The organism is Neptuniibacter sp. QD37_6, from assembly GCF_047778085.1.
Taxonomy (GTDB): Bacteria; Pseudomonadota; Gammaproteobacteria; order Pseudomonadales; family Balneatricaceae; genus Neptuniibacter.
Genome location: NZ_CP180550.1, coordinates 924,943 through 941,400, shown reverse-complemented (window position 1 = coordinate 941,400; position 16,458 = coordinate 924,943). Strand labels below are relative to the sequence as shown.

The 16,458-nt window shown below is 44.5% G+C and carries 18 protein-coding genes; 12 read left to right on the top strand and 6 right to left on the bottom strand.

The genetic code is table 11. From position 1 onward, the window contains the following. Positions 1 to 87: 87 nt before the first annotated feature. A complete protein-coding gene (locus ACMXYO_RS04200) occupies positions 88 to 300 on the top strand; it encodes a SlyX family protein (protein WP_415883754.1) in 213 nt (70 codons plus the stop codon). 14 nt (positions 301 to 314) lie between these two features. Next, a complete protein-coding gene (gene plsB, locus ACMXYO_RS04195; protein ID WP_415887252.1) occupies positions 315 to 2,624 on the top strand; it encodes a glycerol-3-phosphate 1-O-acyltransferase PlsB in 2,310 nt (769 codons plus the stop codon). 24 nt (positions 2,625 to 2,648) lie between these two features. On the opposite strand, the gene ACMXYO_RS04190 is transcribed toward plsB, so the two are convergent. The 5 genes from ACMXYO_RS04190 to mpl form a co-directional block, all read right to left on the bottom strand. Then, positions 2,649 to 3,443, bottom strand: coding sequence for a class I SAM-dependent methyltransferase (locus ACMXYO_RS04190; RefSeq protein WP_415887250.1), 795 nt, complete (start codon positions 3,441 to 3,443; stop codon positions 2,649 to 2,651). A 17-nt stretch (positions 3,444 to 3,460) separates the two neighbouring features. After that, positions 3,461 to 4,264, bottom strand: coding sequence for an undecaprenyl-diphosphate phosphatase (locus tag ACMXYO_RS04185; RefSeq protein ID WP_415887249.1), 804 nt, complete (start codon positions 4,262 to 4,264; stop codon positions 3,461 to 3,463). Continuing rightward, positions 4,265 to 4,948, bottom strand: coding sequence for a tRNA (adenosine(37)-N6)-threonylcarbamoyltransferase complex dimerization subunit type 1 TsaB (gene tsaB, locus ACMXYO_RS04180; RefSeq protein WP_415887247.1), 684 nt, complete (start codon positions 4,946 to 4,948; stop codon positions 4,265 to 4,267). A gap of 112 nt (positions 4,949 to 5,060) precedes the next feature. Then, positions 5,061 to 5,684: a flavin prenyltransferase UbiX gene (locus tag ACMXYO_RS04175; RefSeq protein WP_415887245.1), complete on the bottom strand. Its 624-nt coding sequence runs from the start codon at positions 5,682 to 5,684 to the stop codon at positions 5,061 to 5,063. A gap of 25 nt (positions 5,685 to 5,709) precedes the next feature. Continuing rightward, positions 5,710 to 7,083: a UDP-N-acetylmuramate:L-alanyl-gamma-D-glutamyl-meso-diaminopimelate ligase gene (gene mpl, locus ACMXYO_RS04170; RefSeq protein WP_415887243.1), complete on the bottom strand. Its 1,374-nt coding sequence runs from the start codon at positions 7,081 to 7,083 to the stop codon at positions 5,710 to 5,712. A gap of 259 nt (positions 7,084 to 7,342) precedes the next feature. Here mpl and ACMXYO_RS04165 point away from each other — a divergent pair, with 259 nt between their 5' ends. The 3 genes from ACMXYO_RS04165 (at position 7,343) to ACMXYO_RS04155 (ending at position 9,609) form a co-directional block, all read left to right on the top strand. Beyond that, positions 7,343 to 8,344, top strand: a complete 1,002-nt coding sequence (locus tag ACMXYO_RS04165) for a class 1 fructose-bisphosphatase (protein WP_415887241.1) — start codon at positions 7,343 to 7,345, stop codon at positions 8,342 to 8,344. A 106-nt stretch (positions 8,345 to 8,450) separates the two neighbouring features. Then, positions 8,451 to 8,984 (top strand): inorganic diphosphatase, encoded by a 534-nt coding sequence (gene ppa / locus ACMXYO_RS04160; protein WP_415887240.1) that lies wholly within the window; start codon positions 8,451 to 8,453, stop codon positions 8,982 to 8,984. A 157-nt stretch (positions 8,985 to 9,141) separates the two neighbouring features. Further along, entirely contained in the window at positions 9,142 to 9,609 is a 468-nt protein-coding gene (locus ACMXYO_RS04155) for a hypothetical protein (protein ID WP_415887239.1), read from the top strand. Between the two features lie 61 nt (positions 9,610 to 9,670). Here the strand turns inward: ACMXYO_RS04155 and ACMXYO_RS04150 are convergent, their stop codons facing one another. Next, positions 9,671 to 10,441: a ParA family protein gene (locus ACMXYO_RS04150; protein WP_415887238.1), complete on the bottom strand. Its 771-nt coding sequence runs from the start codon at positions 10,439 to 10,441 to the stop codon at positions 9,671 to 9,673. Between the two features lie 317 nt (positions 10,442 to 10,758). On the opposite strand from ACMXYO_RS04150, the gene aroQ reads away from it, so the two are divergent. The 7 genes from aroQ (at position 10,759) to fis (ending at position 16,425) form a co-directional block, all read left to right on the top strand. Continuing rightward, a complete protein-coding gene (gene aroQ / locus ACMXYO_RS04145; protein ID WP_415887237.1) occupies positions 10,759 to 11,199 on the top strand; it encodes a type II 3-dehydroquinate dehydratase in 441 nt (146 codons plus the stop codon). 39 nt (positions 11,200 to 11,238) lie between these two features. Further along, a complete protein-coding gene (gene accB, locus ACMXYO_RS04140; RefSeq protein WP_415887236.1) occupies positions 11,239 to 11,676 on the top strand; it encodes an acetyl-CoA carboxylase biotin carboxyl carrier protein in 438 nt (145 codons plus the stop codon). Positions 11,677 to 11,708: 32 nt separating this feature from the next. Continuing rightward, a complete protein-coding gene (gene accC, locus ACMXYO_RS04135) occupies positions 11,709 to 13,049 on the top strand; it encodes an acetyl-CoA carboxylase biotin carboxylase subunit (RefSeq protein ID WP_415883742.1) in 1,341 nt (446 codons plus the stop codon). A gap of 127 nt (positions 13,050 to 13,176) precedes the next feature. Next, positions 13,177 to 14,073, top strand: coding sequence for a 50S ribosomal protein L11 methyltransferase (gene prmA, locus ACMXYO_RS04130; RefSeq protein ID WP_415887235.1), 897 nt, complete (start codon positions 13,177 to 13,179; stop codon positions 14,071 to 14,073). Between the two features lie 6 nt (positions 14,074 to 14,079). Continuing rightward, positions 14,080 to 14,982, top strand: a complete 903-nt coding sequence (locus ACMXYO_RS04125) for a zinc-ribbon and DUF3426 domain-containing protein (RefSeq protein ID WP_415887234.1) — start codon at positions 14,080 to 14,082, stop codon at positions 14,980 to 14,982. 149 nt (positions 14,983 to 15,131) lie between these two features. After that, the gene (gene dusB / locus ACMXYO_RS04120; RefSeq protein ID WP_415887233.1) at positions 15,132 to 16,118 is read left to right on the top strand and encodes a tRNA dihydrouridine synthase DusB; all 987 of its coding nucleotides are present in this window, start codon (positions 15,132 to 15,134) and stop codon (positions 16,116 to 16,118) included. A 22-nt stretch (positions 16,119 to 16,140) separates the two neighbouring features. Then, a complete protein-coding gene (fis, locus tag ACMXYO_RS04115; RefSeq protein ID WP_415883738.1) occupies positions 16,141 to 16,425 on the top strand; it encodes a DNA-binding transcriptional regulator Fis in 285 nt (94 codons plus the stop codon). The last annotated feature ends 33 nt before the right edge of the window (positions 16,426 to 16,458 follow it).

Genomic DNA, 16,458 nt, shown 5'->3' with positions numbered 1-16,458 from the left:
ATCCCGCAAATAAGCCACATTCGTTTAATATCGTAGTCTGATAAACTATGCTAAATCTCAATCACACGCATGGCTTGGATCCATTCAATGAACGATCAAGAACGCATTACAGAGTTAGAAACCCGCGTGGCGTTTCAAGAAGACACTCTGGATAAATTAAATAACATGGTTGCATCTCAGGAGATTGAACTAGAGCGTTTAAAACGTATGCTCAAGATCATGAACCAGCAGTTGAAAAACCTAACGGTGGACGGAGTTGCTGGCGCTGGCGATAATGAGCCACCCCCTCCACATTATTGAGGCAAAAGGGAAATATGCTGTCGTTGTTACAAAGCGGTTTACATTATTTAGGTCGGCAATTCATCAATATCGTTACCCGCCCTCGCGTGGTAAACCCTGAATTATTACAAGCAAAATCGACCCGTAATGCTTATTACATTCTGGAAAACGACCGCTTAAGCCACCAGCTTCTGTTAAAAAACGTGCTGCAAAAACAAGGTATCCCCTTTATGGAGCAGCAGCTTCTTTTTGCTGATTCCGAAGGGAAAAGTCCGCTTAAAGAAGATTTAACAGAGATTGTAGCGACACAACAAAGCAACCCTAAATTAAATATACAAATTATCCCTGTAGCGATTTTTCATGGCCGTCGACCAAACAGAGAAAAATCTTGGCTTAATCTGCTCTGCACTGAGACATGGCATAAAGCAGGCCCTTTAGGCAGCGTTATGCAGCTTCTTATCAATGGCCGCCAAACACTGGTTTCTGTGGATAAACCACTAGACCTGCAACAGCTGATGGTTAAAGAAGACAATGTTGAGTCCATCGCACGAAAAACAGCGAGGGTCCTTCGTACGCACTTCAGTATTCTTCGAGCATCAATCATTGGCCCAGACCTTTCCCACCGCCGAACATTGATCTCTTTAGTGCTGAAGCACCCCAATATACAAAAGGCTATAGACCTGCAAGCAGCTGAGAGAAATACCAGTCGTCATAGAATCGAAAGACACTGTTTTAAAACCCTTGATAAAATCGCAGCGAACTACAGCCCAACAACAATTAGACTCTTAGACCCCATTCTTAACTGGGTATGGAAACGCCTCTACAATGGGGTAAAAGTTCATAACACAGCAGAAATTCAAGAGATTTCTAAAACCCATCAGATAATCTACCTACCCTGCCATCGCAGTCATATGGATTATCTATTGTTATCTTGGGCTCTGTATCGCCATGGTTTAATGATTCCCCATGTAGCAGCTGGCGAAAACCTGAACATCCCGATTGTTGGGCCCATATTAAAACGTGGCGGCGCAATTTTTATGCGTCGTAAATTTCATGGCGACCCGCTTTACGCCTGCTTATATAAAACCTACTTGGAGCAGATGAGTCACAGAGGCCACGCCTTAGAATACTTTATTGAAGGTGGCCGCAGCCGCACCGGTCGATTACTGCCAGCTAAAACCGGCCTTCTCTCTATGAGTATCGACTCTTTCCGTGAAGGCAGCCCCAAGCCCGTTGCTCTGATTCCAGTTTGGATTGGTTATGATCGTCTAGTCGAAAGCCGCAGCTACCAAAAAGAGTTAGCCGGGGCCAAGAAGAAGCGAGAGTCATTTACTGAATTTTTCTCATCGCTAAAAATTCTAAGACAGAAGTTTGGCGAGACACTACTCAGTTTCGGTAAACCTATACCTTTAGAAGACCACTCTGACTCTAGCCTTTCCCTAGAAGAGGATGTCACCAATATATCTCAGCAAGTTATGTGCAATATTAACCAAGCAGCTGGTGTTACCAAAAGCAGCTTATTAGCCACCTGTTTGCTGAGCGGTAGTCAGCTACAATCGGTTGCTGAACTGAGTGATAAAAGCACGCGTTTGCTCAACTTATTAACACAGCTCTATCCAAACACAGCTCTATTACCAGACGGAAAACCTTCTGATTGGATCCAAAGCGCCCATAATATGAGGCAGCTAGAAACCAAGCTTAATCTAGTAGAGGTCAATCAGTCTCAAGCACAAGAGATGAGCTTTTATCGTAATAACATTCAACATATGTTGGTACTCCCCAGTATGTACTTATTACTAGCTCACCGTTTGGAGTCACCACGCGCGCAAAACATCAATCTAACTATTCGTATGCTCTATCCATTTTTACAGGCCGAACTATTTTTGCCTTACAAGATGGAAGAACTCACCGATCAGCTAAAACAGATCCGAGATGGACTACTAGAGCAGAACCTACTTGAAGAGTCCGAGCCTCAGGTGTGGAAAACTACCTCTAACGCACTGGTTAACACGCTTATACTCAACGCTGAACCGATCCTTCTGCGTTACTATATTTTGCTTCGAGTACTCACGCGATATGAAGAGATTAGCCGCGACGATCTTATCCATAGCAGCCAACAGATTGCAGAAAACATCCATCTAGAATATGGCTACAGCACGCCTGAATATAAGGATGAACAAGTACTAAAATCCTTCATCAAACAGCTGCGTAATTTGGACTTTATACGGGAAGAAAACGCTAGGATCAGAGCAAATTTTGATAGCGAAAGTTTGTTTAAACAAGCGAACAAAATTCTTCGTCCACATATGATCTCACTAATCGATCATAAACTTAGAGAGCGCTAAACTAAGCCAGCCGCGTAATGACTACTATGCCTCAAGCTTTTTCAGAGGATAGATATCATAGCGGCTGGACTTACCTTGGAACTGCAAAGAAGGTTTTCGATCCGCCAAAAAAGGCGCTTTGCGCGGACGTTTAACCACAACGCGGTTTTCCGCTATGGCTAATGCTGCATCCAATAACTGATCTGCATCCAGATCGTCCCCTACTACTGGGCGAAACGCGCGCATCTCTTTTTTCACTAACGCGCTCTTATCGTTGTGGGGAAACATAGGATCGAGATAGACCACTTGAAAAGTTGTGCCTTGCTCAGCCTGTGCCTGCATCCACTCAATACTATTCGCATTATAAAGCTGCATACGTTCGACAATATCAGCCACCTCACTCTCTTCAGCACGGTTTAAACCGTCCTCTAAGAGCGCATGAACAATTGGCGATCGCTCTAACAAAGTCATATCGCAACCCAAGGTTGCCAATACAAAGGCATCTTTACCTAAACCTGCTGTAGCATCCAGTACTTGTGGCGTTATACCGCCTTTAATACCAACGGCTTTCGCAATCATCTGACCTTTACCACCACCAAACTGACGTCGGTGAGCAACCGCACCTGAAACAAAATCAGCGTAAGTTGGACCTGGTGCTTTTTTGCCACAAGGCTGTAGCCTTAAACCTTGCTCAGAAAGTTGTAATTCTAAAAAGAAGCCATGAGCTTGATCAGGTGATTTGATTGGTAACTGTAATCTAGCGGCAAACTGTTCTGCTTGTTCAGCAAAATCAGCATGCATTGGAACAACAACTATATCTGTAAGGGCTGGATTAGACATTCAAAAACCGAAAAACCTTAAGCGGTAGTAAACCAGATAACTAAAAGGAAGGTACCCAGAATCATACGGTATACAACAAATGGCTGCATCCCAATACGGTCTAACCATTTTAGGAAGAAGTGGATACAGCTGAATGCACTAATGCCCGCAATCAAAGTACCTAGAGCAACCATTAGCCAAGGAGCGCTCTCACCTTGAGCGTAGAGATCTAAACCCTTAACAAGACCAGCCCCTAGAATGATTGGTACAGAGAGCAGAAAAGAGTAGCGCGCAGCAGCCTGCCTTTCTAAACCAAGCATTAAAGCTGCAGAGATCGTAATGCCACTCCGAGATGTACCTGGAATTAGCGCTAGTGCTTGAGCACAACCAATTACAAGCGCATCTTTAATTTTCAACGATTCGATCTGGCGAGTTTCAACCCTAAACAGATCAGCCCAACATAATAACGCACCAAATATCAGGGTAGTGCCTGCAATAACCAACATTGAGCGTAGGTTTTGATCAATAAAATCGTTGAGAAATACACCGACAAACATTGCAGGCACTGTGGCGAGTATAACCAACCAAGCTAAACGAGAGTCCGGAGAGTGTGTGCCTGAAATACTGCGCGTCCAAGCACAAAACATCTGCTTTAAATCTTGGCGAAAATACGCAACAACTGCGAATAAAGTCCCTACATGCACCCCCACATCAAACGCTAACCCTTGATCAGGCCAACCCATCAGTTGAGATGGTAAGATTAAGTGAGCTGAACTGCTGATCGGTAAAAACTCTGTTAATCCCTGAAGTAGAGCAAGAATAATTACCTGAAAAAAATCCATTTATTGTTGATCCTTTTTCTTCCATGCAACTTCGTCACGGAGGTATACAGGCAAAGCCTTATCTGCTGCAACCGCTTTACCTTGGGCCCAATCTTGTTCAGCCAGTTTAAGCATGTGAGCTGCGGAGGGATAATAAAGCTCTTCGCTCACAGAAATAGCGTTCTGCGTGTCTGAACTCATATCTTCGATATAGCGCCAACCACTACCTACTGCAAAGTAGGAGCCTTCAGCTAAACTCAGCGCTGAAGGCGCACATACTTTTTCGTCTAAAAGCGTTGTTAACTCACCGGATTCGATTTGGTAGCTCGCCACATAGATCTCATTCATGCGAGCATCTAAAGCAGCTACAACAGACGAAACTTGTTCTTTATCAGAAGCGGCTAAAGCAAGCGCAGCCAGAGTAGATACGGGCAGCACAGGTAGATCTGCAGCGTAAGCTAAACCCTGAGTAACGCCAGTGGCAATTCGAATACCTGCAAACGAACCTGGACCACGCCCAAACGCGATTGCATCTAAATCAGTTACAGCTAACTGTGCATTTGCCAACATCTCCTGCACCATCGGTAGAAGCTGCTGAGTATGCTGACGAGGGATGATCCGAAAATCTTCCTGAATTTCACCGTTAAGACTCAAAGCTACAGAACAAGCATCAGTAGAAGTATCAAGCGCTAAAATTTTGGACATTAATCAGATCACTTTGGAATTTAAAATTTACCTTTAAAGAGAAACGGCTATATCAAGCCATTACATCTCTATTTTAGGGCGCAATTCTACCTGCAAGGTAGCTTTATTGCATCTAAATAAGCTCTTCACCCCAACGAGGTAACAGGCTTTGCTCTATCCCTAATTGATTAAGGATTCGCGCGACCACAAAATCAATCATATCTTCCACCGTTTCTGGGCGGTTATAAAAACCTGGACTCGCTGGAATCATCACGGCCCCCATTCGAGTCAGCTTTAGCATATGTTCTAAATGGATTTCAGAATAAGGGGCTTCTCGTGGCACTAAAATAAGCTGGCGACGCTCTTTTAAAGCCACATCCGCAGCTCGCTCAATCAAGTTATTACTGGCACCCGTAGCAATCGCAGACAAACTCCCTGTACTACAGGGACATACAACCATGCGACTCGGCGCACCGGAACCTGAAGCAACAGGCGCCATCCACTGCTCGCGCCCAAATACCTTCAATTGCCCATCTTTGGCTGAGTACAAATTTGCAAGATAAGATTCTTGTTCAGAGGGCGTACCCGGTAATTTCAGATCTGTTTCTGTATTAATCACAACTTGAGCAGCGCGTGAGATCATTACGAAAACTTGCAGGCCCTCAGCTAATAAACACTGCAAAAGCCTTAAGCCATACTGCGCACCAGAAGCACCTGTGATAGCTAAAGTAATTTTCTCTTGCTCAGTAGTACTCATAAATCTTAAAACCTAACTTGAATAACTAACCTTCAAAACGCTCACGCAGTTTTGCCAATAAGCGCTGATGAATACCTTCGAAACCACCATTACTCATAATAACAATATGCGTATCAGGTTCTAGCGTCGGTACCAGTTCATCAATAAGTGTTTCCGTTTGCGAAAATACCTGCGCCGGCACTCGACCCTGCTCTACGACTTTATCAAGCGACCAGTTCAAACCTTCCGGCTGATACCAGCAAACTTGGTCAGCCAACTCAACTGACTCTGCTAACCAAGCTTGATGCGTACCAAGACGCATCGTATTTGAGCGTGGTTCAACCACTGCTACTATTTTAGCATCTCCGACCTGCGCTCTAATGCCCTGCAAAGTAGTACTGATCGCTGTTGGGTGATGCGCAAAGTCATCGTAAACAGAGATTCCTGCAACAATATCTAGCAGCTCCATACGACGTTTAACGCCAGCAAACGCATTTAGCGCCTCCACTGCATGATGAGCCTGAACTCCAACATTTCTCGCCGCAGCAATAGCAACTAAACCATTATTAACATTGTGGCGGCCTGTCATCTGCCAAGTAACAGTTCCCTGCACTTTTCCTTGGTGGAGTACTTCAAACTGACTACCGTCTTCACTCAGCAATTTTGCTTGCCATTCGCTGTTGTCAGGCTCTAAGCTGGTTCTGGACACCTCAGTCCAGCACCCCATCTCGATAACATCCTCTAAAGCGCTCTCCCCTTGCGGAAGAATAATCTGCCCATTTTCAGGCACAATTCTCACAACATGGTGGAATTGTCTCTGAATTGCCGCTAAATCAGGGAATATATCAGCGTGATCGTACTCCAAATTATTCATAATCAGGGTACGTGGGTGGTAGTGAACAAATTTGGAACGTTTATCAAAGAAGGCGGTATCGTATTCATCTGCCTCAATAACAAAGAAAGGGGAATCGCCTACCCGAGCTGAAACGCCGAAGTCCAACGGAACTCCACCTATCAAGAAACCAGGTTTCATATCGGCATGATCTAAGATCCAAGCCAACATAGTAGAGGTCGTGGTTTTACCATGGGTTCCCGAAACGGCTAACACCCATTTATCTTGAAGAAGATGTTCTGAAAGCCATTGCGGGCCGGATGTATATTTCAGTCCTTTATTAAGGACATATTCCACAGCAGGATTACCACGAGACATAGCATTGCCGACAACGACCAGATCCGGCTCGGGTGTAAATTGCGAAGGATCAAACCCCTGAATCAGTTCAATACCTTGTGATTCAAGCTGCGTACTCATAGGTGGGTACACGTTTTGATCGGAACCGGTAACTTTATGCCCTAGCTGTTTAGCCAATATTGCCAGCGATCCCATAAAGGTTCCGCAAATACCTAGAATATGAATATGCACCCGTACACTCCTTCAAAAAAGCGACCGCCATCATAGCAGTTTTAACAACCGCCCTAACAGCCAAATTGCCTGTTTAGGAGCTGAGATTTCCGCTCCAATACACAGCTATTATGAAGATTGTGTAAAAATCCCCAATCCTTCGCCAAAATACTGAGCATTTCTTAACCTAAAACCCTTAACACCCCATGCATTTCATCAAAGTTTCACGTAAAATTCCCAGCCAACTTTCCAACCACTCTATTTGAGAGAAAATACAAGAATGCTTCTGCTGAGCCAGTTCCTGAAACAACAGGAAACCGAAGACAAATTAGTTGATTTGATTGGCACCTTAATGCTTGCCTGTAAAGAAGTTGCGATCCAACTTCGTGAAGGTGAATTAGCTGGAGTTTTGGGATCCACAGACAACACTAACGTCCAGGGTGAAACCCAGAAAAAGATGGACGTGATCGCAAACGATCTTCTGAAAAAATTCTTACTAGATAACCCTCTAGTAGCAGGCTTGGCATCTGAGGAAGAAGACCACCCTGTAGCCGGTAACCCTGAAGGCAAATACCTAGTGATTTTTGATCCGCTAGATGGCTCTTCAAATATCGACATCAACGTTTCAGTGGGCACTATTTTCTCCATCCTAGAACTACCAGAAGGCATGGATCCAAGCTCTGATGAAGCATACCTGCAGACAGGCCGCAAGCAGATTGCAGCGGGTTATGTACTATACGGTCAGTCCTCTATTCTTGCACTGACAACGGGTAACGGCGTGAACTTCTTCACATTAGCTCACACAGGTGATTTCATCCTCACCCGTGAAAAAGTAACTATACCAGCGGACACTAAAGAGTTTGCCATCAACATGTCGAACCATCGTTTCTGGGAAGAAGAGATGCGCAACTATGTTGGCGACCTTCTAGAGGGCTCCGAGGGCGTTCGTGGCAAAAACTTCAATATGCGTTGGATTGCTTCGATGGTTGCAGAAGTTCACCGTGTCCTTACACGTGGCGGTATTTTCTGCTACCCATGGGATAGCCGTGACGTAACTAAGCCAGGCAAACTTCGCCTAATGTACGAAGGCAACCCAATGAGCATGCTGATTGAACAAGCAGACGGCATCTCTAGCACTTGCTACAAAAACATCATGGATCTAGAGCCTACTCATATTCACCAGCGTAGCGGTGTGGCGCTAGGCTCTAAAAATGAAGTAGAGACCCTGCTGTCATACCACGCTGAATCTGGTGACGGTCAAGCAGCTAAACTCAATACTTAAAGTTATACGTTTCAGCTTTAAGTAGTATTCATAACCGCTAAAGTCTGGGACATAATCCCCAGACTTTAGATGTAACCTTTTCAAAACTACTTACAGGAAGACAAACATGGGCTTCGCACAAGTACCAGCAGGTAAAGATCTGCCAAACGATCTGTACGTAATCATCGAAATTCCGGCAGAAAGCTCTCCGGTTAAATACGAGATCGAGAAAGAAGAAGACGCGATCTTCGTTGACCGTTTCATGGCTGCACCAATGTTCTACCCAGCTAACTACGGTTATATCAACAACACACTAGCTGACGATGGCGACGCACTAGACGTACTAGTTCTGACTCCTTACCCAGTAATCGCTGGCTCTGTTATCCGTTGCCGCCCAGTAGGCGTTCTTAACATGACAGACGAAGCTGGTGAAGACGCTAAGCTAGTTGCTGTACCACACGACAAGCTAACTAAAGCTTACCGTGATGTGAACGACATTGAAGATCTTCCACAACTAGAACTTGACCGCATCAAGCACTTCTTCGAAAACTACAAAGGTCTAGAAGAAGGCAAGTGGGTTAAAGTTGAAGGTTGGGGCAACGCTGCAGAAGCTAAAGAAGCTATCGTTGCTGGCGTTAAGGCGTACGAAGAAGCTAAATAAGTTTCTCTTTTGCCAATCTTTTTCAAAAAACCCCGCTTCGCGGGGTTTTTTATTACATAAAATTCCCTCTCTCATCTCCATTCAGCTTTTCGTAAGCAAAAAAAAATATATACTTAGCACAGCTGTCTCAGGAAACTCATACATAATAGAGGTGAAAATGACACTTCGAAAGACACTTATTACTGCTTTTGCTCTCCTGATCTCCAGCAGCGCTTTCGCCGATCAGAATCGTGAGTTAGTACAAAATTATCTCAACTCTTTTGGCAGCCGTGATGCTCAAGGTATTTTTAATCTGATTAACTGGGAAGGTGTCGACAAGGAGTCTCGTCGCTCATTACAGAAGTATATTAAATCTGGTTTCAAAGGCCGTCAGATTCGTCGTATTTTCATTGAACCAGTGGCTGAGGGTACAAACCCAAGCTATGTTCAAGATGGCAAAACCTATGAGCTAAATTTAAAACCTTCTGGTCAACTTAATATTGTCTTCATTGATAATAAAAACAAACGCTCGACAACAAAAATGTATGTAGGTGAGCATAAAGGCTCATTACTTATTGGTAGCGCTGTCGTTGCACCAGAAGAGCTAGCTTGCAACGCACCTAAAAAAGAAGAACAAGCTTGCTAGAGCACCCTTTAAGCATAAAAAAGCTGCATTAATGCAGCTTTTTTTATGCCCAAACTAAGTTTTAGTGAGCTAACTCTTCGAATAGCGTCACAAATTCCTGAGTCAGTTTGTGCTTAGGCGCAAAATGAATCAACGGGCAAGTATCATCGTGAGATTCACGCATTTTAACCGATGCAGAAATTTTGGTTTTCAGCACAGGTAAATCATCATCCAACAACTCACCCACAATACGCTTGGGTAGACTCGCACGAGGCTGAAACTGATTAACAACGATCCCTTCAACTTCTAGCTTATCATTATGATCTTCACGGGTTTCATGCACATTCGCCAACAAGCTGTATAAAGCCTGGCGAGCAAATTCATCGCAATCAAACGGAATCAAACAACGATCAGAAGCAACTAGCGCCGATAAGGTATAAAAATTAAATGCAGGAGGCGTATCGATATAAACCACATCGTAATCATCCGCCAACTTATCTAACGCATCACGCAGTTTATAAATTTTGTGTTTCGACTCTAACTTAGACTGAAGGTCACCCAGTTCTGCATTTGCCGGCATCACACTCAAATTTTCATAGTGTGTCTGGTGAATAAAATATTCAGGCCCTTCGGGCTTCAACTGAAACGTGAGAGTCTGCTCAAAGAAGTCACGTATATCCGGCGTAACCTCTTGATAATCCTCACCTAACAAATAATGACTAGAATTACACTGAGGATCCAAATCAATAACCAAAGTACGCTTACCACGCGCCGCACTAATCGCCGCTAGGTTAATTGCGATGCTGGATTTACCAACGCCACCCTTCTGGTTAAATACAACCCGTCTAATCATTATCAGAATCCTTCACTTGCTGCCGTTTGTTTAAAACACAACTTCCGCATTGCAATATCCACAATATTGAAGACAACGTCAACAAACTTGTAGCTAAAAACCTCAAACTATAGCCAAAAGAACGAATATTAGAAAAAATAAATACACCAAAGCAGCAAAATTTCATTTTATGTTCATGTTTCGTAGGGATTTAGAAGGCATTTTCGGTAAAAATGAAGCAAAACAGCAAAAACTTGCTTAGATGTAGACAAGATAAAGAGACTACGGCAAACTATGGGCTCAATCGTGAAAAATAGCCCACTTTCTGGAAACTAGTCATGGCAAAGATCCTGCTACTAAACGGCCCTAATCTCAACCTTCTTGGGAAGCGTGAGCCTGAAGTATATGGATCAGACACATTGGATGATATTTGCCAAAATTTGGCTGAACAAGCCAAAAAGAGTGGGCACGAGTTGGTTCATTGCCAAAGCAACCGCGAATATGTCCTGATCGAACGCATTCATGCAGCTCAGGACGAAGGTATTGCTTACATAATTATAAATCCCGCTGCTTTTACTCACACAAGTGTTGCCCTTCGCGACGCTCTACTGGGCGTAAGTATTCCTTTTATCGAGGTTCACTTATCCAACGTCCATGCTCGCGAAACCTTCCGCCATCATTCTTATCTCTCAGATGTAGCTGATGGCGTAATATGTGGTTTAGGTGCGCAGGGATATGAATTTGCTTTGCAATCTGCTGTTCGAAAGATTGCCGAATAATAAACAATATACTGATAGTTTAGAGAGATATAAGTCAGAATGGACATTCGTAAAGTCAAGAAGCTGATTGAATTGTTGGAAGAGTCCAACATTAACGAAATCGAAATTAAAGAAGGTGAAGAGTCCGTCCGTATCAGCCGTGGCTCTAGCGTAGTAGCAGCACCTGTTGCTGTTGCAGCGCCTGCTCCAGCTGCTCCAGCTGCTCCAGCAGCCGAAGCTACACCAGAAGCACCTCAAACTTCAGGTCACGTTGTTAAGTCTCCAATGGTTGGTACGTTCTACACTGCACCATCCCCAAGCTCTCCAGCATTTGCTGAAGTAGGTCAGACAGTTAAAGTTGGCGACGTAATCTGCATCGTTGAAGCAATGAAAATGATGAACCAAATTGAAGCTGATAAAGCAGGCGTAATCGAAGCTATCCTAGTTGAAGATGGCCAGCCTGTTGAATATGACCAGCCACTGGTTACTATCGTTTAAGCCTCTAACGCAAAAGCAAGGATCTCCATTCGATGCTCGATAAAGTAGTGATTGCGAACCGAGGCGAAATTGCGCTTCGTATCCTTCGCGCCTGCAAAGAGCTGGATATCAAAACCGTTGCTATCCACTCTCAGGCAGATCGCGATTTAATGCATGTGCGCCTAGCTGACGAAGCTGTCTGCATTGGCCCTGCTCCATCGCCTAAAAGTTACCTAAACATCCCATCAATTGTTGCTGCTGCTGAAGTAACCGACGCTGTAGGCATTCACCCTGGCTACGGCTTCTTAGCAGAAAACGCTGACTTTGCTGAACAGGTTGAGCGCTCAGGTTTTACCTTCATCGGCCCTAAAGCTGAAACTATCCGCCTAATGGGTGATAAAGTTTCTGCAATCGAAGCGATGAAAGCTGCAGGCGTGCCAACCGTTCCAGGTTCAGACGGTGCATTGTCTGACAACCCTGAAGAAATTCACGAGATAGCTCGCCGTATCGGTTACCCAGTAATCATCAAAGCCGCTGCCGGCGGTGGTGGCCGTGGTATGCGCGTTGTTCACTCTGAAGCGTCCCTAATCAGCTCTATCCATGTAACCCAATCCGAAGCTGCTGCAGCTTTCGGTGATGACACTGTATACATGGAAAAATACTTAGAAAATCCGCGTCACGTGGAAGTTCAAGTACTAGCGGATGGTCAAGGCAACGCAGTTCACCTATACGACCGCGACTGTTCTATGCAACGTCGTCACCAGAAAGTTGTTGAAGAAGCACCAGCTCCTCACCTAGATCCGGAAGCACGCGCTCAAGTACTTCAAGCTTGTGTTGATGCATGCATTGAGATTGGCTACCGCGGTGCAGGTACTTTCGAATTCTTATACGAAAATGGCGGCTTCTACTTCATCGAAATGAACACTCGTGTACAGGTAGAACATCCTGTTACTGAGATGATCACTGGTGTAGATATCGTAAAAGAACAGCTACGCATTGCGTCTGGCTACCCTCTTTCACTGAAACAGGAAGATATTAAAGTACAGGGCCACTCCTTCGAGTGCCGTATCAATGCAGAAGATCCTAAGACCTTCCTGCCTAGCCCAGGTACAGTTAAACACTTCCACGCGCCAGGCGGTAACGGTATCCGTGTAGATTCTCATCTATACAACGGATATACAGTTCCACCTCATTACGACTCTTTGATTGCTAAGCTGATCAGCTACGGCGAAGATCGAGAGACAGCTCTTAAGCGTATGGAAATTGCGTTGGGCGAAATGCTAGTTGATGGCATTCGCAGCAATATTCCTTTACAGCAAGATATTGTTCGTGACGCTAAATTCCAAGAAGGTGGAGTCAATATCCACTACCTTGAGAAGAAGCTAGGTCTGTAAGCGAAATCCAATCAAAAAACCCGCCTCGGCGGGTTTTTTATTCTCTAGCGCCAAAACATTCTGTTCTTATCTGCAATTATGACCGATACTATAAATTCATCTAAGCGCTTGATATGGAAGAAAACTAATGCCTTGGTTGCAGATCAAAATCAAAACCAATCCCGATCAATCTGAACCTTACGAAGATTTATTACTCAGTGCTGGCTGCGCTGCCGTCACCTTCGAAGACAGTGAAGATCAGCCTATCTTTGAGCCTGACCTTGGCACTACCCCGCTTTGGAAAAACACAACTATTACCGGCCTTTTCTCAGCGGAGCATGATCTAGAAGAGACACTAAAATATATTAAGCAAGGCCATGAACAGCTATTCCCTGAGCTCCCAGCTCCCTCTATCAAAGCAGAAATTCTCGAAGACAAGGATTGGGAAAGAGAGTGGATGGATAACTACCATCCGATGCAATTTGGGGAACGACTATGGGTATGCCCGAGCTGGCGAGAACCACCTCAAGCAGATGCGGTTAACCTGATGCTCGATCCAGGCCTTGCATTTGGTACAGGCACACACCCGACTACCGCCTTGTGTTTAGAGTGGCTAGATCAAAATATCAGCAACACTAATTTCTTAATTGATTATGGTTGCGGTTCAGGTATTTTGGGAATTGCAGGCTTGTTACTTGGTGCAAAACGAGCAATCGGCGTCGACATCGACCCCCAAGCGCTGCAAGCAACAAAAGACAATCTTGCTCGCAACCAACTGCAAGACGATTCTCTACATGTATATATGCCAGAAAACACACCGCCTGAAAAAGCAGAAGTGCTCGTAGCCAATATTCTTGCAGGACCTTTAGTTCAACTAGCGCCGACACTTGAAGCACTGGTTAGCCCTGGTGGTAAGCTCTGCTTATCGGGCCTCTTAAGTCCACAAGCAACAGAGATCATTAATACTTATTCTGAATGGTTTGACCTTGACCCAATCGCCGAAAAAGAGGGTTGGATTCGTGTTACGGGAACAAAACACAGTTAAATCCAGATGCAAAACAAGAGCATAATTACGCAATGCCCAAGCTGTGAAACGCAATTTCGCGTTACGCAGGGGCAATTAAAGGTAGCTAACGGACAGGTAAGATGCGGTGCCTGTCTAGCTATTTTTTGCGCTGTTGAATATGAACAAAAACCCCAAAGTGTCGAACCAGCCACGCAACAAAAGGCCAAAACTAGAAGAGTTCATGAAGATAAAACTCCTGACACCTTTGAGAAAGTAGATGTAGATCTACCTATTTCGAAAGAGGAAACACCAGCTTCTAAGCCTACCGAAATAACAACCTCTTCAGAAGCAGATAAACCTGCAGAAAAAACTCAGGAAGAGATAATTAAAACTGTATCTGCTGCGGACGTTCCGACACTCACCATCGATGCAGAACCTGTGGTTCTTAGCCTCAGTAATGGCACTAAAGCTTCTTCTCCTTGGTGGTTTATTGGTTGTGTATTATCCATCTTAGCTTTATTAGCACAACATCTTTGGTTTAATCGTGGCGATCTCTATTGGACCCACACTTACCGACCACTATACGATACTGTCTGCCAACATATTGATTGCCAAATACCTACTCGAGTCGATACAGCCAAGATTACCAATCAACAATTTTTGATTCGTCCCCATTCAGAGATCGCGGATGCGATAACTATAGATTTAGTGCTTATAAATGAGGCTAGCCACAATCAACCCTATCCGGCTTTGCATATAGCATTTTCTGACCTCAAAGGCCGCCCTGTCGCAAGTAGAACTCTACAACCTGAATCCTACCTAGATAGGTCAATTGTTAACCTCAAATCTATGCCCACTCACCAACCCATCCAGATATCTCTAGACCTAATGTCGCCTGGCATGCGTGGCATAAATTATCAACTTGAGCTACTAGCGCCAGCGCTATAAAAAATCAAGGCAAATTGTTCAAAAAATCATCAAAAAAATCCTTGGAGACCCCAGCGCTAAGGAGTATGATTGTTCGCCTCCCTAATCACTCAACTTACAGTGTCATTCGTGACGCTGCGGGTGTTTATTAACTATTTTTAAGGCTCGCTATGTTCCAGATCGGTTCATACATCATTGACAGTCAGGTGATTCTTGCACCAATGGCTGGCGTAACTGACCAACCATTTCGGCAGTTATGCAAACGTATGGGCGCAGGTCTAGTAGTCTCGGAAATGGTTACATCTGATACTCGTTTATGGAAATCACGAAAATCTGCTTTTCGTCTAAATCATAATGGCGAATCCGAACCTCGATCTGTTCAGATCGCGGGTGGCGACCCAGAGATGATGGCCCACGCTGCGGCAATGAATGTAGAACGCGGTGCCCAGATTATTGATATCAATATGGGCTGCCCTGCGAAGAAAGTGTGTAATAAAGCTGCAGGTTCTGCATTACTTAAGGATGAGCCACTGGTTAAAGACATTCTCAATACTGTTGTTAAGGCAGTGGATGTTCCAGTCACACTGAAAATCCGCACAGGGTGGGATCAGGATAATCGCAACGGTTTAACTGTTGCGAAAATCGCTGAAGACGCAGGTATTCAAGCACTGGCAGTTCATGGCCGCACACGTCGTTGTGGCTATAAGGGGACGGCAGAATACGACACTATTGCCAGTATCGCTGACGCTATATCCATTCCCGTCTTTGCAAATGGAGATATCACTTCTCCTGAAAAAGCAGAATGGGTACTTAAGCATACTGATTGCTCTGCAGTGATGATCGGTCGTGCAGCACAAGGTCAACCTTGGCTGTTTAGAGAGATTGATCATTATCTGCGAACAGGTACAATCCTGCCCCCTCCATCACTTGTTGAGATTAGAGAAATTCTGTTAGCTCATCTGCAGGAACTACATAGTTTCTATGGTGACTACATGGGCGTACGTATCGCGCGAAAACATGTAGGGTGGTATCTGCAGAATCAGCCAAACGGAAGTAGCTTTCGCAAGCAATTTAATATTATAGAAACAGCAGCAGATCAGGCCGCGGCTATCGAAAAATATTTCGATGAAGCTTTAGCAAACAACGTTGCGGCCTAGTTTAGATTGGATATTTAGTACTGTGGAATACAAAGAAATTAAGCAACCGGCTCTCGTGTCCGACCCAGCAGAAGCTACTAACCAGACTCTACGTGACAATGTAGAGCAGTCACTGAACAACTATTTTCGTCAGCTTGACGGTCAGCCAGTGACAGACGTGTACCAAATGGTTCTTTCTGAAATTGAAGCACCACTGTTCGAAACAGTGATGACTTACACAAAAGATAATCAGACTAAAGCTTCCCAACTGTTAGGCCTTAACCGCGGTACGCTGCGTAAAAAGCTAAAACAGTACGGCTTGCTTTAATCCACAATTTTTTAAGACTACTCGGAATCCAGA